This is a genomic window from Clostridium guangxiense, from assembly GCF_021043395.1.
Taxonomy (GTDB): Bacteria; Bacillota; Clostridia; order Clostridiales; family Clostridiaceae; genus Clostridium_S; species Clostridium_S guangxiense.
Window position 1 is genome coordinate 230,381 of record NZ_JAJNKE010000001.1, and the last position, 21,162, is coordinate 251,542.

The 21,162-nt window shown below is 31.3% G+C and carries 15 protein-coding genes; 2 read left to right on the plus strand and 13 right to left on the minus strand.

Going from position 1 to position 21,162, the window contains the following annotated elements; all coding sequences use genetic code 11:
• Nucleotides 1-20: 20 nt before the first annotated feature.
• From addA to glyA, 3 genes are all read right to left on the minus strand, one after another.
• Nucleotides 21-3,761: a helicase-exonuclease AddAB subunit AddA gene (gene addA, locus LQK79_RS01220; protein WP_231015175.1), complete on the minus strand. Its 3,741-nt coding sequence runs from the start codon at nt 3,759-3,761 to the stop codon at nt 21-23.
• Nucleotides 3,754-7,191, minus strand: a complete 3,438-nt coding sequence (gene addB, locus LQK79_RS01225; protein ID WP_231015176.1) for a helicase-exonuclease AddAB subunit AddB — start codon at nt 7,189-7,191, stop codon at nt 3,754-3,756. The genes addA and addB overlap by 8 nt, the downstream gene beginning before the upstream one ends.
• Before the next feature lie 246 nt (nt 7,192-7,437).
• On the minus strand, nt 7,438-8,673 hold the full coding sequence (glyA, locus tag LQK79_RS01230) for a serine hydroxymethyltransferase (protein WP_231015177.1): 1,236 nt from the start codon (nt 8,671-8,673) through the stop codon (nt 7,438-7,440).
• A 146-nt stretch (nt 8,674-8,819) separates the two neighbouring features.
• Between glyA and LQK79_RS01235 the strand changes: the two genes are divergently transcribed.
• Both LQK79_RS01235 and LQK79_RS01240 read left to right on the plus strand, forming a co-directional pair.
• Entirely contained in the window at nt 8,820-9,593 is a 774-nt protein-coding gene (locus LQK79_RS01235) for a threonine/serine exporter family protein (RefSeq protein ID WP_231015178.1), read from the plus strand.
• Complete coding sequence (locus LQK79_RS01240) at nt 9,590-10,027, plus strand: threonine/serine exporter family protein (RefSeq protein ID WP_231015184.1); 438 nt, start codon at nt 9,590-9,592, stop codon at nt 10,025-10,027. The genes LQK79_RS01235 and LQK79_RS01240 overlap by 4 nt, the downstream gene beginning before the upstream one ends.
• Nucleotides 10,028-10,031: 4 nt before the next feature.
• Here the strand turns inward: LQK79_RS01240 and LQK79_RS01245 are convergent, their stop codons facing one another.
• The 10 genes from LQK79_RS01245 to secD all read right to left on the minus strand — a co-directional run bounded on the left by LQK79_RS01245 (nt 10,032) and on the right by secD (nt 21,155).
• Nucleotides 10,032-10,319, minus strand: coding sequence for a metal-sensitive transcriptional regulator (locus tag LQK79_RS01245; RefSeq protein WP_053241026.1), 288 nt, complete (start codon nt 10,317-10,319; stop codon nt 10,032-10,034).
• Nucleotides 10,320-10,499: 180 nt separating this feature from the next.
• Nucleotides 10,500-12,290: an aspartate--tRNA ligase gene (gene aspS / locus LQK79_RS01250; RefSeq protein ID WP_231015187.1), complete on the minus strand. Its 1,791-nt coding sequence runs from the start codon at nt 12,288-12,290 to the stop codon at nt 10,500-10,502.
• Between the two features lie 170 nt (nt 12,291-12,460).
• Entirely contained in the window at nt 12,461-13,900 is a 1,440-nt protein-coding gene (locus tag LQK79_RS01255) for a coproporphyrinogen III oxidase (protein WP_231015288.1), read from the minus strand.
• Nucleotides 13,901-13,912: 12 nt separating this feature from the next.
• A complete protein-coding gene (locus LQK79_RS01260; protein WP_231015189.1) occupies nt 13,913-14,512 on the minus strand; it encodes an MBL fold metallo-hydrolase in 600 nt (199 codons plus the stop codon).
• A 13-nt stretch (nt 14,513-14,525) separates the two neighbouring features.
• The gene (dtd, locus tag LQK79_RS01265) at nt 14,526-14,975 is read right to left on the minus strand and encodes a D-aminoacyl-tRNA deacylase (RefSeq protein ID WP_053241028.1); all 450 of its coding nucleotides are present in this window, start codon (nt 14,973-14,975) and stop codon (nt 14,526-14,528) included.
• Between the two features lie 17 nt (nt 14,976-14,992).
• Nucleotides 14,993-17,218 carry a RelA/SpoT family protein gene (locus tag LQK79_RS01270; RefSeq protein WP_231015191.1) on the minus strand — a complete coding sequence of 742 codons (2,226 nt, stop codon included), beginning with the start codon at nt 17,216-17,218 and terminating at the stop codon, nt 14,993-14,995.
• A gap of 117 nt (nt 17,219-17,335) precedes the next feature.
• On the minus strand, nt 17,336-17,854 hold the full coding sequence (locus LQK79_RS01275; RefSeq protein ID WP_231015192.1) for an adenine phosphoribosyltransferase: 519 nt from the start codon (nt 17,852-17,854) through the stop codon (nt 17,336-17,338).
• 100 nt (nt 17,855-17,954) lie between these two features.
• The gene (locus tag LQK79_RS01280; protein ID WP_231015193.1) at nt 17,955-18,833 is read right to left on the minus strand and encodes a DHH family phosphoesterase; all 879 of its coding nucleotides are present in this window, start codon (nt 18,831-18,833) and stop codon (nt 17,955-17,957) included.
• 173 nt (nt 18,834-19,006) lie between these two features.
• Nucleotides 19,007-19,912, minus strand: coding sequence for a protein translocase subunit SecF (secF, locus tag LQK79_RS01285; protein ID WP_231015194.1), 906 nt, complete (start codon nt 19,910-19,912; stop codon nt 19,007-19,009).
• Complete coding sequence (gene secD / locus LQK79_RS01290; protein ID WP_231015195.1) at nt 19,905-21,155, minus strand: protein translocase subunit SecD; 1,251 nt, start codon at nt 21,153-21,155, stop codon at nt 19,905-19,907. The genes secF and secD overlap by 8 nt, the downstream gene beginning before the upstream one ends.
• Nucleotides 21,156-21,162 lie beyond the last annotated feature (7 nt).

Sequence of the window (21,162 nt, forward strand, 5' to 3'; positions counted from 1 at the left end):
TCCTCCAATCATAAAGTCAATTATTGCATTTTTACAGTTACTCCATTATAAAACAAATATAGATACTTTTCTTTAACCTTAATACCTGTTATAGTCTCAAGTGCAACACTATAGTAATCTATTTGTGCTCTATATCGCTCTTTTATGGCATCTACTTTATCGTCCTTAACATAATCAGTCTTATAATCTAAAAGTACAATTCCATCATCTTCCTCAAAGTACAAATCAATTATACCTTGAACAATTATATCTTCATTTTCATATAAACTTTTTTCTAAATCATTATATATATCTGTACTTTTAAATCTAATCTGAAATGGAAACTCCTTATATACATTAAGTGCATTAGTAATTCTTTTTCCTATATCGCTATTCAAAAATGCAAGTATCTTTTTAGCACTTACAGTTTCCGCTTGTTTATCAGTTATTATTTCACTTAATACCATATTGTCAATTTGCATTTTTATATTTTCTATATTTATTTTACCACTATCAGAACAAAAATTTAAATGCTGCATTACAGAATGAAATACTGTACCCTTTTCTGCAGCTGTAAGTCCTCTAATTTCCTCCAGAAATTTCGGTTTTTTAGAAAGTGCTGGCATAAACATCCTTGTTCCATATTCATCATCTTCCAAGAATTGTCTTTTCAATTCTGTAACAGAAAGCAGTGAAGGAAGCTTAGATGCCTTCATATATTTATATTTGTAGCTAAGTCTTCTTTCTATTTCGCCGGAATGACTACTTTCATATGGAGAATTTCTGATTTTTTCAAGCTCACTATAAAACAAATCCATCTTATCTAAGCTTTCGCTTTCCTCTTTATGCCATAATTCTATGACTTCCTGTCTCTTTAAAAATGATATATCCCATTTGGATTCATCCTCAATTAACTTGCCATTTTCTGTTTCCTCACCTATAAGCTCTCTTAAAGTTGAAGCATCTTTATGCCTTATAATTGAAGTACATATCCAATCTAGATAGCTTTTTGCTTTGATTACTACATCCTCTGAAATTTTTTCACCACTGCTATTAATTGCACTTGCCCATTTTAGAGCAGCTTTTTCAATACTAGACACTAGTCCAGTTATTATGAGTTTTTCTTTTGCTCTAGTAAAAGCAACATAAAGTATTCTCATTTCTTCCGATAATGTTTCCAATTTTATTTTATTTTTTATTGCTTCCTTCATAAGAGTCCCATATGAAACTCTTTTTTCCAAATCAACATAATCTGGGCCAAAACCAAGTTCATTATGAAAAAGTATAGCTTTATTCATATCCATTAAATTAAAATTCTTACCTGTACCAGATACAAACACTATAGGAAACTCAAGTCCCTTACTTTTGTGTATACTCATTATTCTAACAACATCTTCATTTTCTCCAAGTATCTTTGCGCTGCCCATATCACCACTGCTTACTTTGATTTTATTTATAAAGTTTATAAAATTAAATAATCCCTTATAACTGGTTTCATTATAAATTTTAGCCTTTTGAAAAAGCAATCTCAAATTTGCCTGTCTCTGCATTCCTCCTTTTACTGCTCCTACATATCCATAATACCCAGTTTCAGTATACAAATGCCATATAAATTCATCTATAGGCATATGCAGCGATTCTTTTCTCCACCTGTTTAGTTTCTCAATAAAGTAGAACATTTTTATGCAAAGTTTGTTTTTATTTTCCCCACAGCATTTTTTCATGCCATTTTTAAGCTTTTCATAAAAAGTATCTCCTTCAAAGCACTTTATATCTATTAACTCTTCAACTGAAAATCCACCTATAGGTGACTTCAACACCGCCGCAAATGGAATATCCTGCATTGGGTTATCTATCACTTGTAAAAAAGAAAGCATAGTTTTTATTTCTGAACTTTCAAAATAACCCGAATTTGAATCGGCAAATACAGGTATACCCATTTTTTTAAGTTCATCATAAAAAACCCCAGACCACTTCTTAGTTGAACGAAGAAGTATAACTATATCTTTATATTGGGCTTTTCTGTAGCCTTCACTTTCCTTATCAAATACATAAAAATTTTTATTTTCATCATCATTTTGCGTCATATCAAGTATTCTTTTTCCAACTACTCTAGCTTCAAGCATTATATCAGAAATATCTTCTTCCTCTTCTACTTCTGTTTCTTCTTTATTTTTTTCAACAACATAAAGTTCTATATTGTTATTTGTCCCTTCGCTTTCTGAATCTAAATCTTTATACTTAGCACCAGGATTTAAAAACTCCGAACTAGTATAATTCATTTCTCCTACAGTTAATGACATTATCTGCTTAAAGATAAAATTAACGCCATCTAGTATTTCTTTTCTGCTTCTAAAATTCTTATAAAGAAGTATCTTTCTGTTTTTAGCTTTTTCACCTTTTTCATAGGTATTATACTTTTCAAGGAACAATTTTGGATTTGCCTTTCTAAATCTATAAATGCTCTGTTTAACATCTCCAACCATGAACAGGTTAGGGTTATCTGTATACTTTCTTGATATTGTTCCCATTATTACTTCCTGTACAAGGTTACTGTCCTGATATTCATCTATTAATATTTCGTCATATTTTTCCCTTATTTCAAGAGCTGCCTTAGAAGGCTTTATATTATTTTCCTCATCTTTTTCAGTTAAAATTTCAAGGCACATATGCTCAAAATCATTAAAGTCTATTATATTTTTTCTACTTTTATTTAATTTATATTTTTCATTAAACTCAATTACAAGCTCTCCAAGCGACTTCATAAGTGGATATAGCTCATTCATTTCATTTTTTATTGAAGTTTCGTTCTTTGATGTTATATTCACAGCTATATCACTTAGCTTTTTCTTTACGCTATCTCTTGCATCTTTAACTAGTTTTTGTTTTTCCTTATTTACGTCTTTGCCGCATCTTTTTAAAGTTTTAAAAGAGACATCATTTAGAGCTTTATAAAGCTTATTGTAATCACTGCAGCTCATTATAATGTCATCAAGCATATCAGCATCTTCTTTATAGTTTTCAATATAGTTTTCAAGTGTTGGCTCATTTTCTATTATTCTTAGAGCATTAACGATTGATTCTTTCATTCCAATCAGTTGTATGTTTATACTATTAAGCAAAACTTTTGCCCATTCTGAATTTCCAAACTCAAAGTTTTCATCTATATTAAATTTTTCTACCATAGAATTAATCCATTCATATGGCCAAGGATTACTCATGGCAAAGTTGTACAAACTCATTACAGTTTCAAACAAGGCAGAATCATCTCTATTATTGCAATAACTTTCTAAAAGTCTTAAAAACGTTGAATCTCCATTTCTTTGTACTTCTAAATACTTTTCTTCAAATAATGCATCAAGGGTTTCACTCTTCAAAAGAACCATTTCTGTTTCATCGCCAACTCTAAAGTCTGGATCTATGTCTATATAGTGAAAATTGTTTTTTATTACATCCAAGCAAAAAGAGTGTATAGTCGTTATTTTCGCCTTATTTAAAAGTGCAAACTGTCTTTGAATTGTTTTAGAATTAGGATTTTTATAAAGTTTTTCTGATATCGCCTTTCCTATTCTTTCTCTCATTTCTGATGCCGCTGCATTTGTAAAAGTAACTACTAAAAGTCTATCTATATCAACAGGATTCTCTTCATCCATTATAATCCTTATTATTCTTTCAACAAGCACAGCAGTTTTTCCTGAACCCGCAGCCGCTGCTACAAGCAGATTAGAGTCTCTTGAATTTATGGCTTCAAGCTGCTCATCTGTCCACATGTTCTTACTCATCTTCCTCCCCTCCTTTTTCATTTTCAATAAGCTTCCAAACCTCATCATCTTTTTTATCTTCTATATATCTGTAATTATTGTCTTCAAAATTCATATCAAATCTACAAATTGATGAATAAATGCAATATTCACAAGGAGTGTTTTCCTTCTTTTTGTAAGGGTTTATTTTTATATTTCCATTTATAAGTTTATTGCAATTTTCCATTATTATATTTCTCACATGCCTCATTAAAAGATCAAATTGATTATCACTAATAGCTGAAGATTTTCCCAAATTTCCATCTTTCTTTATTGATGCTGGTATAATAACAGAATTCCCTTCCATTTCTTTATCCATTTCTTTTATTATATCTGGATCTGAAAGTAAAAGTCCTTTCATTTTAAAACTTTTTAGTATTTCTTCTCTTATTTCTTCATCTGTCATATTCTTTTTATCTTTTATAACAGGATTATCCATTTTTAAATAAAGTGCTCCTGCTGGAAATGTATTTTCTCCTTCATTTTCCATTATTGCATCAAGGTATAGTAAAAGCTGAATTTCAAGACCATAATATACATCGGATAACTTAAAAATCTTGTTTCCAGATTTATAATCTATAATTCTTATATAGGTTTTATCATCCTTTTCAAGCATATCTATCCTATCAATTCTGCCTGTCAAGACCACTTTCCTTCCATTTTCAATCTCAACTATTATAGGTGGATAATTACCTCCATTTTCAAAGGAAACCTCATAACCTACTGGTTCAAAATTCCCCCTTTTGAAATGCTCTGTAACTATTTCAGAAGTCTTTAATAAAACTTTTTTAATTCTTCCTGTAAAATAAGCATTCTTAGGAGAGCTGCTGAATATTGAATTAACATTATTACCTATTTCTTTATCAACAATATCAGTTATAAGCTTTTTTCTAATTCCTTCATCTATATCTTCCCACTTCATATTGCTTTTCTTTATTTCTATGCAGAATTCATCTATTACTTTGTGCATAAAAGATCCAATATCCGGCGCCGTCAAATTAAACAGCTTTCTTTCCTTAAGCTTCAATCCATATTGAACATAATATGCAAATGGACATGATATATATTTTTCAAACCTAGATACACTCATTTTAGGATCTGTTCCATAAAGTTTCTCTGCTTTTTCCCTACTTATAGAATCAACCTGATTTGTATAGAACATTCCAGAGAAAATATTTTCAGAAGTACTCGCCCATTTTTCATTTTTTGAATAGAATCTATACACATCCCTCCAAAGTTCGCTTTTATAGTTATCATCAATATTTTTTCTAAAAGCAGACACCATTTCATTAAAAGTTGGCACTTCAGAAGATATTAAATTCATATTTTTTTCATCGTCTTCATTTTCTAGAATATCACTTTCCATATCTATTAATGGGAATAAAGTCTTTAGCCTATTTATCACCATAGATGGTCTTAGAGATTTCCCCTCAATATCTGCCATTGGGTAACTTACAATTAGATGATCTGAGCAATTAGTAAGTGTTGTATACACTAAAAATTGTTCTTCAAAAGCTCTTGTTTTTGTATCCTTTGCAAGTTCAACTCCTTTTTCTAAAAGTATACCTCTATCATTATCTGTAAGTATACCTTCTTCAATACCTGCTGACGGAAAAATCCCATCATTTACACCAACTATAAATAAATTTTTAATACAGTGGCTTTTTAAACGGCTCACACTTCCAACTATTACTTGATCCACTGAGGAAGGTATAAGTCCCATCTCATGTTCTTTAATACCCATTAGAAGTATCTTAGAAAACTTCTCAAGGTTTACCTTCTCGTCACCCATAACCTCCACAATTTGATCCATGAGTCCCATTATCACATTCCAAATTTGGCTGTAGATATTGGCAAGTACCTGCTTTCCTTCTTCTTTAAATTCATCTACAAGCCTTTCAACTTTTTCTGGTACATTTATTTCATATAGGAATTCAAATAAAGCACTGCATATTTCAGATGCAGTATTTTTTCTCATTATTTTCTCTCTAAATTTTTTAAACGGCTCAATTATCCTCTGTCTTATATCATTAACTCTAACTAGTTTTTCTTTATCCTCTTCTGAAATCTCTTCATTAAAACTATTGCCATAAATATTATAATGCCACTTATCTTCTAAAACCCATTTTTTTCTGCCTTTTATTCCTGCAGCGAGCACATAGTTTTCTATTAAATCTATATCCTCTGTTTCTATGTTTGAAAAACCAGATTTAAGATACCTAAATACAGCTTCATAAGACCAATTTTTAATAAATACCTCCATTATAGAATTTACTAAGACTACCAGATTATTATCTTCTATACTTCTTCTTTGATCTATAAAATATGGTATTCCATATTCCTTAAAAATAACTGAAATTATCTTCTCATAACTATCAAGATTGCCTGTAACCACAGCAATATCATTTAATCTATAATTTTTGTCCCTACAAAGAGATATTATCTCTCTTGCAACACTTTCTAGTTCAGAAAAACTATTAGTTGAATTACATATCTTTATTTTAGTTGTTTTTTCTTTAAATATTTCATAAGGAAAAGCATATAAATTATTTTCAAGAAATGCTAGTTCTTTATTTTCCCTAAACCTATAAAACGGTTTTTCATTGAGAAATACAGGTTTTTCAAGTTTTATATTGTTTTCAGAAGCTATTTTAAGTATTCTATTTTCTGTAGCTTCCGTTATTAAAAAAACATCCGATCCCGTGAACTTTTTTTCTCCATCCATGCATAAAGTAATATTCACCCTTGAGCACTTTTTTACAAGTTTTTCTATTATGCTATATTGCTGCACCGTAAAACTCGAAAATTCATCTATCCATACTTCAGCCCCATTAAAGGCATTCGTGTAATCAATCTTTTCTTTTAGTAGAGTGAGATCATCATCTGGATCTATGTAATTTTTTTGTATAAGGTTATCGAACTCTTTGTAAATAAAGCTTAAATCATAAAGCTTATTTTTAAGCTCTGTATTGTCTATTTTGTTTAATGCATTAATTAATATATCTGGAGTAACTTCATATTTTTTAAATTCACTTATACTTTCTGAGACAGTATCTACAAAGCCTTGCTTTCGAGCCGCTGCACTAAATGTTTTGAGTTCATCTTTATGCTCATCCATTATATGATATATAAGCATGTTTCTTCCTGCAGGGTCTAAGTGCTTTCTAGTTACTCCCCCAACTTCATTAAATACTTTATACGCTAATCTTTTAAAGCTAAGTACCTTTACTCTAAGAGCTGCTCTTTCACCTATAACATTCAATATATTTTTTTCAGATTGAAATGAGAATTGTTCCGGTACAATGAAAATAAGAGGCTTATCGCCTCCATCATTTACTCTCTTATTTATACTTTCTATACAAAATTGGCTTTTTCCGCTGCCGGCTCTTCCATAGATAAATCTCAAGCTCATGAGCAACACACCCCTTATCAGTTCACAATGCACAATTCACAGTTCACAATGAAGGATGATTTTCTTCCGTTTCACTACAGAAAATCTAAAACTTATAACTAACACGAAATTGAGATAAAGCCCTATTAGTTCGTTCAGCCAGCTGAACATCACATTGTGTTTTTATATAATTTTAGATTTATCTGACGAGAGGAAGATAAATCATCCTTCATTGTGCATCGTGAAATGTGAATTGTGCATTATTTTTTACTTGTATATTGGAAATTTATTACAAAGTTCTGTAACTTTGCTTCTTAAATCACTTAAATCCTTATCTCTATTATCAATAGCATAATTTATAAAATAAGCTATCTGCTTCATTTCTTCTTCTTTAAATCCTCTTGTTGTAACAGCTGGGGTTCCTATTCTTATCCCACTTGTTATAAAAGGACTCTTTGTTTCAAAAGGTATTGTATTTTTATTTGCAGTAATTCCTATAGAATCAAGAAGATGTTCTGCATCTTTTCCTGTAATATATTTATTAGTTAAATCTACAAGTATAAGATGATTGTCTGTACCCCCTGAAACTAATCTGAAACCATATTTTTTAAGTTCATCAGAAAGCACTTTAGCATTCTTAACTATTTGATTTGAATAATCTTTAAAATCATCCTTTAAAGCTTCACCAAAACATACTGCTTTAGCTGCAATTATATGCATTAAAGGTCCTCCCTGCATTCCTGGGAAGATAGTCTTATCTATAGCTTTAGCATACTTTTCCTTACAAAGTATTGCCCCGCCTCTAGGTCCTCTTAAAGTCTTATGTGTAGTTGTTGTAACAAAATCTGCATATGGAACTGGTGATGGATGAAGTCCTGCTGCTACAAGTCCAGCAATATGAGCCATGTCGACCATTAAATAAGCTCCTACTTCATCACATACTTCTCTAAATTTGGCAAAATCAATAGTTCTTGGATATGCACTTGCTCCCGCAACTATAATCTTTGGTTTGCATTCAAGTGCTTTTTTTCTCAATTCTTCATAATCAATTTGTTCTGTTTCCTTACTAACCCCATATGATACAACATTAAAAAGTTTTCCAGAAAAATTAACAGGACTTCCATGTGTTAAATGACCACCGTGACTCAAGTCCATTCCCATTATTGTATCTCCTGGCTGAAGAACAGCGAAATAAACCCCCATATTTGCTTGTGAACCTGAATGAGGTTGAACATTAACGTGTTCTGCACCAAAAAGCTTTTTAAGTCTATCCTTTGCAAGATCTTCAACCTTATCTACAACATAGCATCCGCCATAATATCTTTTTCCTGGATACCCTTCAGCATACTTGTTTGTTAAAAATGATCCCATAGCTTCCATAACTGCTTTACTTGTAAAGTTTTCAGATGCTATAAGTTCTATATTATTCTCTTGTCTTTCATGTTCTTCATTTATTATTGAATAAACTTCAGAATCTCCATTTTTTATACTTTCAAAATCCATTTTGTAGGCCCCCTGGTTCTATTAATTTTAATGATTAAATATAACTTTAATTATGTGTAAATTATATAACAAAATATTATGGAATTCAAATAAAAGTTTATGTTATAATGGTTTCTGTATTTGTCTTTAGAAAGGTATGAATATTTATGCAAGAAAACAAAGTTTTAAACCTAGCAGCACATGCTGGTAAAATAATACTTGAAAATGGGGCTGAAACCTACAGAGTTGAAGAAACCATGGTGAAAATTTGTACAGCCTTTGATATAAAGGATGCTGATAGTTTTGTAACCCCTACAGGTATAATGCTTTCCATTACATGTAACAATGGTGAAATAGTCTCTGCTGTAAGACGAGTTCAAAGCAGAACTGTAAATTTAGAAAAAATATCAAAAATAAATAATTTATCTAGAACAATACAAAAAAGCAGATTATCTATAGATGACGTTGAAAAAGAGTTAAAAGTAATTGAAAGTGATAAGAGTTATTCAAATCTTACAATGATTTTTTTTGCTGGCATAGGCGCAGCTTTTTTCACTCTTATTTTTGGCGGAGGTTTGACTGATTTTTTTGTGTCATTAATTATAGGTTTTTTAATAAAGTATGTTTCAATTGTTTTTTCAAAAATAAATCTAAACGATTTTTTCGTTAACATTATAGGCGGCTCTATTTCAGCTCTCACAGCCTTAATTTTTTATAAGTTAGGAGTAATACATTCCGTTGACAAAAGCATAATAGGTTCTATAATGCTTTTAGTTCCTGGACTTGCTATTACAAATGCCGTTAGAGATACTATAGCTGGAGACCTTGTATCTGGAGTTACACGTGGTCTTGAGGCATTTCTCACTGCTGTCGGAATTGCTGTCGGTACTGGTATTGTATTTAAAATTTGGATTGCTTTCTTTGGAGGAATAAACATATGATATTGAATTCTATTTATGCAACTATGGCATCCTTTGCTTTTGCCGTATTGTATCACATAAAAGGTAAGGCCATGATTTTTTCAGCTATAGGTGGTGGTTTGGGATGGTTTGTATATCTTATATCAATTCATTACAACAACTCTGTAACTGTATCTTTATTTGCTGCATCTATAACTGTCTCTATATATTCAGAGGCAATGGCTAGAATACTTAAGAAACCAGTTACTGTTTTTATATTATGTGGAATAATACCTTTAGTACCTGGAAATGGAATGTATTACACAATGTATGAAACCATAAGTGGTAATCTTACAAAGGCAGCTCACTGGGGATTTCAGACCTTTATGTATGCTGGCTCCATAGCTGTTGCCATAGTCTTTGTTTCATCGATAACAAAATTAATAAAATTAAGAAAGGTATTACTAAAAAGATAGTAATTTATTTTACAAACATCATAAGAGTAGAAATAAGGTCATCGACCTTTTTTTCTCTATCATCATCTTCAATAAGGCATATATTATCGTATGACACACAATTTTTAGCATAGCTTTTAAGCATAAGTCCACCTATTTTATTTACTGCTGCTCTAACAGCTGCAATTTGTACAACTACATCTTTGCAAGAGGCTCCATTTTCAATCATCTTCTCTATACCTTTTACTTGCCCCTCAATTTTTCTAAGCCTTATTATTAAATCCCTTTTATTTTTTTCTTCTTTACTTTCCAAAAAATTCACTCTCCAAAAATATTATTTATAAAATCAGTGCACAATGCACAGTAGCTGAACATCATTAAGTTTTAAGATTTATCTGACGTAGGAAAGATAAATCATCCTTAACTGTGAACTGTGCATTGTGCACTAAAAAAATATTACTTATAAAACTTTAATAATAACAATCTAAAACTTCTACTGCTTTTCTTCTTCTTTAGTTATGTTGATTCCAAGTTCGCAAAGCTGTTTTTCGTCTACTACATTTGGTGCTTCAGTTAATGGGCAATATGCATTTTGATTTTTAGGGAAGGTTATTACATCCTTTATATTTTCAGTTCCAGCAAGGAACATTATCATTCTATCAAAGCCATATGCTAAACCTGCGTGTGGTGGTGGTCCAAACTTAAAGGCCTCAAGAAGGAATCCAAATCTTTCCCATGCACTTTCTTTTGTAAATCCAAGGACTTTAAACATTCTTTCTTGAAGTGCCGTATCATGTATTCTTACACTTCCTCCTCCAAGCTCTTCTCCATTTAAAACTATATCGTAAGCCTTAGCTCTAACTCTTCCAGGATCACTTTCAAGATATTGAATATCTTCATCCATAGGCATAGTGAATGGATGATGCTCAGCCTGAAATCTTCCCTCTTCTTCATTATAAGATAACAATGGGAATTCTGTAACCCATACAAATCTAAATTCTTTGTTATCCTTTAAAAGATCAAGTTCTTTGCACATATGAAGTCTAAGTGCACCTAAAGCTTGAAGAACTACAGAATCTTTATCTGCAACAATTAAGATTAAATCTCCAACTTTAGCGTCTATTGATTTCAATATAGCATTTAATTCATCTTCCTTTAGAAATTTTGCTATAGGTGATTTTATTTCATCTTCTTTATAAGCTATCCATGCAAGCCCCTTTGCCTTATAAGTCTTTACAAATTCGCCAAGCTTATCTATCTGCTTTCTGCCCATTCCAGCAGAGTTTGGAACTTTAATAGCTCTAACACTTCCACCTACTTCTATTGCAGATTTAAATACTTTAAAATCAGAACTTTCAATAGCTTTTGTTATATCATTTATTTCCATGCCAAACCTTAAATCTGGTTTATCTGAGCCATACTTTTCCATAGCAACTTTCCATGGCATTCTTTCTATTGGAAGCTTAACATCAACTCCTGCAACGTCTTTGAATACCCTTTTTATAAGTTCTTCATTTACTGCAATTACATCATCTTCTTCAACAAAGGAAAGTTCCATATCAACTTGAGTAAATTCTGGCTGTCTATTTGCTCTTAGATCTTCATCTCTGAAACATTTTACTATTTGAAAATATTTATCGTATCCAGATACCATTAAAAGCTGCTTAAATAACTGTGGAGATTGAGGAAGTGCATAAAACTTTCCCGGAAAATTTCTACTTGGAACTAAATAATCTCTTGCTCCTTCAGGTGTGCTTTTAGTAAGCATAGGTGTTTCCATTTCTAAGAATCCTTTTTCATCAAGGAACTCTCTAATTACTTTGGCAGTTTTATGTCTTATTTTAAATATCCTCTGCATATCTGGTCTTCTAAGATCAAGATATCTGTATTTAAGTCTTATACTTTCAGCAGCATCTAAGTCTTCTTTTATGTATATTGGTGGAGTTTCACTTTCAGATAATATTTTTACGTTTTCTCCTTGAAGTTCTACCATACCTGTTGGCATGTTTTCATTTGGTGATTCTCTTTTAACAATTTTACCTGTAACAGCAATGCAGTATTCACTTTTAACAAGGTCTGCTTTTTTAAAAGCTTCACTATTAATTTCTTCTCCAAATACAACTTGAAGTATTCCTTCTCTATCCCTTAAATCAACAAAAACAAGTCCTCCGAGATTTCTCTTTCTTTGAACCCATCCCATAACAGTCTCTACATTTCCAATATGGCTTTCTCTAAGATCACCGCACATGGTAGTTCTCTTTAGTCCTCTTAAAGATTCTCCCATTTATTATTCCTCCTAAAAATTTAGTTATTTAGGCATCTGAAATAAAATCACACTTCCATATTGCGAAATAATTTTGTGTAATACGAGGAAACTGGTTCCGTTAATACTAAGTAGTCTTAGCGGATTCAGTTGACGAAATATTACGCAAAATTAGCCGCTAGATGGACTTGTTATTTTTTTGAAGATGCCTTATATAAGGTTTCAAGAAATTTTATCTTTCCATCAACCTTTTCTTCGATTCTTCTAGTGTATTCTCTTACATCCTTCAAATTACCATATCTCTCTATTCTATTGGTATCTCTAAATATTATCTTTGATACCCCATTGGAGCCTATAGCTATTATTGTTTGCTTATCTTCTATCATTTCAACATTGTATATACATTCTTTTCCATCAATAGAGTAACCAACATTTTCAAGATTTCCAACCATATTTTTTTGCCTATACATATAGTAAGGCTTCATATTCAAGGTATAAGCACAATCTAAAGTTGTATCATGCATGTCGTTTAACTCATTTTGATCTGGAAGCTTCATTTTTACATTATTAAGCACATTTTCAAACATTTTAGAGCCTCGTTTAAGTGCAAGCCCATGAACAGTAATGCTTTCAGGCCTTAATTTTATTATCTCGCTGCAGGTGTTTTTAACTTTTAAAGTATTTTCACCTGGAAGTCCTATAATAATATCCATATTAATATTATCAAATCCTACTTTTCTTGACAAATTAAACTTATCAATTACGTCCTTTGCCGAGTGGTTTCTTCCTATTAGCTTTAAGGTATCATCATTCATAGTTTGAGGATTTATACTTATCCTGTTTACCCCATATCTCTTCATTGATATAAGTTTTTCATAAGTTATACTATCTGGTCTTCCACATTCGACAGTAAATTCTTTTACCTTAGTCTTAAGCAAATTGTCATATATACTTTTCATAACATATTCAAACTGATTATTATCTACAGACGTAGGCGTTCCCCCACCAAAATATATGCTTTCAATAGTGAGACCTTTCTTATGTATAAAATCTGCTGTTTTTTCTATTTCGTATATCATAGCCTCAAGGTAGCCATCTACAAGCCCCCTACAGTTTGCTATAGTATCCGATATAAAAGAACAATAAAGACACCTTGTTGGACAAAACGGCATACCAATATAAATGCTGACGGTTCTTACATCATCATTTACAATTTTTTTCTCTCTTTTAGCAACTTCTATACACAATTTAGTTTTATTTTCTTTTGTTAAACTATGATGTTTAAAATAATTTATTATCTCTTTATCTGTCTTTTTTTCTTCCATAAGATTTAAAGCTATTTTACTAGGTCGTATACCTATTAAGGTTCCCCATGGAAGCATTTTTCCTGTAAGTTTTGTAAAATACTTAAAAACTGCAATTTTCACATTAGATTTATCCTTTAATTCCTTATCAAACTTATAACTTTCAACTTTCTCACTAGAAGTTATATAAACTGAATTTTCTTCGACTCTTACACTATAGTTCCAATCATTTGAGTCAATTAACTCTATAGAATCAAAAAATAAATTTGATATGTGATAGACATCATATGAATAGAGATCATTATTTAGTTTAATTTTTATCATTATACAGCCTGCTTCCTACAAAAACGGATTTGATCGTCTTTCAAATCCTATTGTTGTTTCTGAACCATGCCCTGGATAAACCTTTATATTATCATCAAGCTTCATAAGCTTATTTTTAATGCTACTTATTATGGCAGCATAATCCCCTCCAGGGAAATCTGTTCTTCCAACTGAATTATTAAATAAAGTATCACCAGAAAACAAACTGTTTTCTATGAGATAGCACATTCCACCTGGTGTATGTCCTGGAGTTTCTATACACTTTACATTTTTGCTTCCAAACTTTAAAACATCGCCGTCCTTAATAAACTTGTTTGCATTTTCATTCTTTTCGCCAAACATATACTCTTCTTTTTCTATAAGTTCAGAATCTTTTTTTGACATATATACATCAACTGCATATTTACTTCTAAACTCAGCCACAGCAGCAGTATGATCCGCATGACCATGAGTAAGAATTATAAAATTAAGATGAGAACCGGTTTTGTTAAATTCATCTAAAAGCCTCTCAGCATCATCTCCAGGATCTATTATTATGCTTTCATTAGTAATTTCATCTATAACAATATAGCAATTAGTCATGTAACTTCCTACAGGTATTATACCTATCTTCATTATAATCCCCTCCTTAAAAAGCCTTTTTGCTATCTATAATAATAGTTACAGGGCCATCATTTTCAATAGAGACCTTCATATCTGCTCCAAATATTCCAGTTTCCACCTTGTCTATTTCATCTTTGCACTGGTTAACAAATTCATCATAAAGCTTTTTCGCTTCTTCTCCATTTAGTGCACTCATAAAGTTAGGTCTTCTACCTCTTCTACAATCTCCATAAAGTGTAAATTGAGATATTATAAGAAGTTCTCCACTTACATCTTTTAAGGATTTATTCATTTTATCCTTTTCATCCTCAAAAATTCTAAGGTTTACTATTTTGTCCTTTAGGTATTTTATATCTTCTTCAGAATCATCCTTGGTTATTCCAAGGAGAACATTAAGACCTTTTTCTACTTTTCCAACAACTTTCCCGTCAACTTCAACCGACGAAAAATTTACTCTTTGAATAACTGCTCTCACAAATATCACCTCAAACCCTAACTATTTGTTCTATACACATCAGTTATGCCATTTAATTTTTTTATCTTCTTCATTAATATAGCAAGGTGCTCAACATCCTGTATTTTCATTTTTACATTTACAAAAGCAGAATTATTTTTTGAAGTTTTTGCATTAATTGAATCCATAGATATATTCATAGCAGTTATAACTTCAACTACATCTGCTAAAAGTCCCTGTCTATCATCGCCTCTTATTTCAAGCTCTGCTATATAACTTTCATTCTTTGCTTTTCCCCAATTTACTTCTATAATCCTTGAACTATCCTCTTTTATAAGGTTATTCATATTTGAGCAGTCCGTTCTATGAACAGATACTCCTCTTCCTTTAGTTATGTATCCTATGATAGCGTCTCCAGGCACAGGATTGCAACATTTTGCAAATCTAACTAAAACATCAGAAACTCCTTTTACAGTTATGCCAAGTTTTTGTGAAGCTCCAACTTCTTTTCTATTTCTGTTATCTTTATTTATTTGTTCCTTTACATCTTTTAGTATCTCTTCATTTGAAGCTTTATTAGCATCTTTTCTAGATTTATCATAAATTTCCTTAAATCTGTCAATTATCATAGCAGCTGTTACAGAGCCAATTCCAACATTGGCGTATATATCCACAATAGAATTCATATTATACTTCTTAAGTATTATATCAAGTATTTCTCCCTTAGCCATTTCTCCAAAGTTAAACTCACGCTTCTTAGCCTCTTTTTCAAGCATTTCTTTCCCCTTGGCAATGTTCTCATCTCTTTTAGCCTTTTTAAACCACGCTCTTATTTTGCTCTTAGCTTGATTACTTGTAACATATGTAAGCCATTCTATATTTGGTCCTTTAGGAAGTGATGTTGTAAGTATTTCTACTATCTCTCCTGTTTTTAGTTTATAATCAAGTGGAACTATTTTTCCATTTATTTTTGCGCCTACGCACTTATTTCCAACATCTGTATGTATTTTATATGCAAAATCAACTGGGGTAGCATTATATGGCAAGTTTATAACTTTTCCATTAGGTGTAAAAACAAATACCTCATCTGAAAACAAGTCTATTTTAAAGTTCTCCATAAATTCTTCAGCATTTGGAGTTTCTCTCTGCCAATCAAGCATTTCTCTTATCCATGTGAGTTTTGTGTCACTGCTTTCCCCTTCTTTAGCACTTGACTGAGGAGTTTCAACTATTCCCTCTTTGTACTTCCAATGAGCTGCTATACCATATTCAGCTGTCTTATGCATATCGTGAGTTCTTATTTGAATTTCAAATGGCTTTCCTTCTGGACCTATTACTGTGGAATGAAGTGATTGATACATATTAGGCTTTGGCATGGCAATATAATCTTTAAATCGTCCAGGCATAGGCTTATACATTGTATGAACTATTCCTAAAGCTGCATAACAGTCCTTAACCGTATTGACTAGTATCCTTACTGCAGTCAAATCAAAAATCTGATCTATAGTCTTACTTTTATTAACCATTTTTCTATATATACTATAAAAATGCTTCGGTCTACCATCTATATCAGATTCTATTCCCGATTTAGCTAAATTTTCTTTAAGCTGCTCTAAAATTTTTTTTGTGTATTCTTCCCTTTCTACTCTTTTTTCAGCAATAGCTTCTACTAATGAGTAATATTCTTCTGGTTTTAAATATCTAAAGGATAAATCTTCAAGTTCCCATTTTATTTTTGACATACCAAGTCTATGAGCAAGAGGGGCATATATATCAAGAGTTTCTTTAGCCTTTTGTTTTTGCTTTTGTACAGCTTTATATTTGAGGGTACGCATATTATGAAGTCTGTCTGCAAGCTTAATTATTATTACCCTTATGTCCTTTGCCATTGCAAGAAGCATTTTTCTAACATTATCAGCTTGCTGTTCCTCTTTGGTTTTATAAGTTATCTTTTCAAGTTTAGTAACTCCTTCAACTAAATCAGCAACCTCTTTGCTAAATATGTTGGCTATATCCTCATAACTATAGTTTGTATCTTCTATAACATCATGAAGAATTCCCGCTGTTATAGTACTTGTATCCATGCCCATTTCCGCTAATATGCATGCTACATCAACAGGATGATTTATATATGGCTCACCTGATTCTCTTTTTTGGGTTTCATGCGCTTTAAGAGCAAAATCATATGCCTTTGTGACAAAATTTTTATCTACATTGTTACAATTTTGATTTATTTTTTCTATCAAATCGGATAACTCTGCCATCTATCATACTCTCCTAAAATCAAAGGCTGGTCAAAAAACCAGCCACCTATTTTCTAATATTATATACATTAGTATACATTCTAATTTATTACTTGTAAAGTTATTAATACAATATATTTAAACATTATATTTAACTAATGACATTACATCGTAATTTTTTAATTTATCTCTTCCCTTTAAATCTGTAAGCTCTATAACAAACTCAATTCCTACAAGTTCTGCGCCTAACTTTTCGATCAATTTTGCAACTGCTTCAATTGTTCCACCTGTGGCCAATAAATCATCGACTATAACAACCTTCTGACCTGGTTTTATAGCATCCTTATGTATCTCTAAAGAATCTTTTCCATACTCAAGGTCGTATTCTACTGCTACTGTTTCACATGGAAGCTTTCCCTTCTTTCTTACAGGAACAAATGATGCTTCAATTTTATATGCTAGTGGAGCTCCAAATATAAATCCTCTAGCTTCTGGTCCAACTACTACATCAACATTTTTATCTTTAATATATTCTGCCAACGAATCTATGGTATATTTATATGCTTCTTTGTCATCTATTAAAGTTGTAATATCCTTAAAACTTATTCCTTCTTTAGGAAAACCCTCTATAACTCTTATTTTACTTTTTAAATCCATCAAACTTCCCCCTTAGACATTTTTATAAATATATCCTTAACACTATTTAATTTTAATATGTATAATATCATAATTACAATATATATATGCAAACAATTTGTTAATAAACATTAACAATACGCTGTTTACCATTAACTTCATTATTTAAATACTTTGCTATCTGAAGTGCTCTATAACTATCAGAGGTGGTAAATAGTTCAACAGCAATTTTAGCATTGTCCATTCTTCCAACAGCATTTAAAGTTGGTTCAACAGAAGTAGAAATAATTTTTATAGCTGCATAGTCTATTTTTTTTATGCCCTTTAATTTTATTAATGCGTTTATTCCATAATTATTAGTAGTTACTAATCTTTTTAGACCTTCTTCAATCAATATTTTATTTTCATTATAAGGCCTTTGCGTCTTTGATATTACTCCAACAGCAACTAAATCTAAGTACTTATTGATACACTTCATGTCATAATAAGTGGAAATTGCCTGACATAGCTTAAAAACAATTCCGCATCCAACTAACCCTTTAAATGGATATTTACATCCATCTTGATTGGGATTAACTATAAGCACATTGTTAATTTTTTTGTGCTGCATATGATAATCAACAATGATAACATCAATGCCAAGCTTTTCGCACAAACAAATTCCATCTTCCGAATTTGTTCCACATCCTATGGCTAAAAGCAAATCAGCTCCAAGATACTTTATACTATTATTTATATATTGCGGACTAATTTCAAAATTCTCACTAAAGTGATCTGGTATAAAATATTCCACATCAGCATTTAAATATTTTAATACAAGCATAATTATAGACATGCTTATTATACTATCTACATCATAATATCCGTATAAAACAATCTTTTCTCTATTATTAATGGCTCTAACTATTCTTTTTAATGTATGATCCATTCCTTTAAGTAGAAATGGATTATACATTTTATCCACTTCAAAGTAATGTAAAATCTCTTCTGCTTTTTCCATTTTTATTCCTCCGAATTTGTAGAAAACAAATATATTATAATGTATTTCGGAACATTTTACAAATACTTTTTTAAAACTTATTTAACTTTTATATTAATAAAAAAGCCCATTAATAGCATATTTTTTGCCAAATCAGTTTTATACAAATAAAAAAACAGCTTTAAGCTGTTTTTTTATTTTGAAACCGCCACTTTTCTAAGTGCTTTTTTCTTATCAGATCTATTCTTAAATATTACCCATAAAGGACTTGCTATAAATATAGAAGAATAACATCCAGATATAATTCCAACTAACAATGGTTCTGTAAATTCTCTTATAGAAGGAACAAAAATATGCACCGAAGTAACTGCTATAACTACTGTCAAAACAGTATATATTGATCTTGTCATTGTTTGAGTAATACTTGTATTGGCAAGTTCAGCATTAGTCATTCTTCTACTCTTTCTCTGATTTTCCCTTATTCTATCGAATACAACTATAGTATCATTTATAGAATAACCTATTATTGTAAGCATACCTGCTATAAATGGCGAATTAACAGGCCTATTGAAAACAGAATAAAAAGCAAGAGTAATAAGCACATCATGAAGAAGTGAAATTAATGCAGCTGCGCCAAATTTAAATTCAAATCTCCATCCTATATATAAAAGCATAAAAATATTTGCAACTATCAAAGCGTACATTGCCTTTTTTTCAAGTTCTTTTCCTACAGATCCGCTGATTCTTTCAGTAGAAGTTGGTGCTTTTGTTTTTAAATTATATTTTTTCTTCACATCATTAAACACTTGTGTTTGCTGCGCATCTGTCATCTGACCACTTTTAATTTCTACACCTTTGTTTCCATCAATTTTAGTTACAGTACCATCACTAACATATTTATTTACTATTTTTTGTACATCATCTTTGCTAAAAGCCTTGCCAATGTTAATCTGTATATCATTTCCTCCAGCAAAATCCATACCAAAGTTGAGGGGAGCGCCTGTGGTTGAAGTTCTGTATACCATAAAACCAAATCCTAATATTATTATGGATAAAGATATTGCGAACCAAATTTTAGTACGTTCAATAATTTTAAGCATTGTTATCCCCCCTTAGATTTACTCCAAAGTGTGAAGCCTTATTTATAAGTCCAACATTAATAGCCCAACTTATTAAATGTTTTGACACAACAATTGCAGTAAACATACTTATAAGAGTACCTATGACAAGTGTAAGTGCAAAACCTTTTACGGAACCACTTCCAAGAGCATAAAGTACAACACCTGCAATAATTGTAGTGACATTTGAATCAACTATTGAAGACATCGCTCTATGGAATCCTGCTTCAAAAGCTGACCGAACAGACTTACCAAGCTTAAGTTCTTCTTTAAATCTTTCAAATATAAGTACATTAGCATCTACAGCCATACCTATAGTAAGAATAAGTCCTGCAATACCAGAAAGGGTAAGTGTAGCCTTTATAGTTACAAATACAAATAACACAAGCACTGTAAATAGAACCAAAGCTAGATCTGCCATAAGACCCGGCATTCTGTATACAAGAATCATGAAGAAAAATATCACTGCTATAGCAACTCCCCCTGCAAATATACTTTTAGGGAGTGCATCTGCTCCAAGAGATGCTCCTACAGTTTGTGATTGCACTACCTTAAGCTTTACTGGCAGTGCACCAGATTTTATTATATCAGCTCTGCTTTTTGCCTCTTCAAGACTCGCACTTCCTTCTATAATTGCCTGACCATTTGTTATTACTGCATCTACAGTAGGATCTGTAAGCTTCTGATCATCCATGTAAATCGTTATTTTTTGTCCTAAATACTTTTGAGTGGCTGCCGCAAACTTTTTTGTTCCTGAAGGTTTAAGTTCCAAGCTTATAGTAGGCTTTTGAGTATCCTGGCTTATATATGCACTAGCATCCTTTACATCATCACCTGTAAGTATAACTTTACTATTTGGATCTTTAAAAGTTAATTTTCCAGTTTTTCCTATAAGATTTATAACCTCATCTTTGTCAAACTTTCCCGGAACATCTATTCTTATTTTATTACTTCCCTCTTTTGTAACTGAAGTTTCACTAACTCCAAGCTTATTAATTCTAAGATTTATAAGCTCTATAGTTTTTTCTATTGCCGTATTATCAGCTTTCCCCTGAATTTCCTCTACAACAGAAACTCCGCCCTGTAAATCAAGACCTTTATTTAACATTTGATTAAAAGATTTTACTCTGTAATCACCAACATTAAGACCGAAAGCTCCAACATAAGCTAAAATTCCTATTACTAATACACTAAGTATAAGCAATATCGCACTTTTCTTCTTCATGTTTATC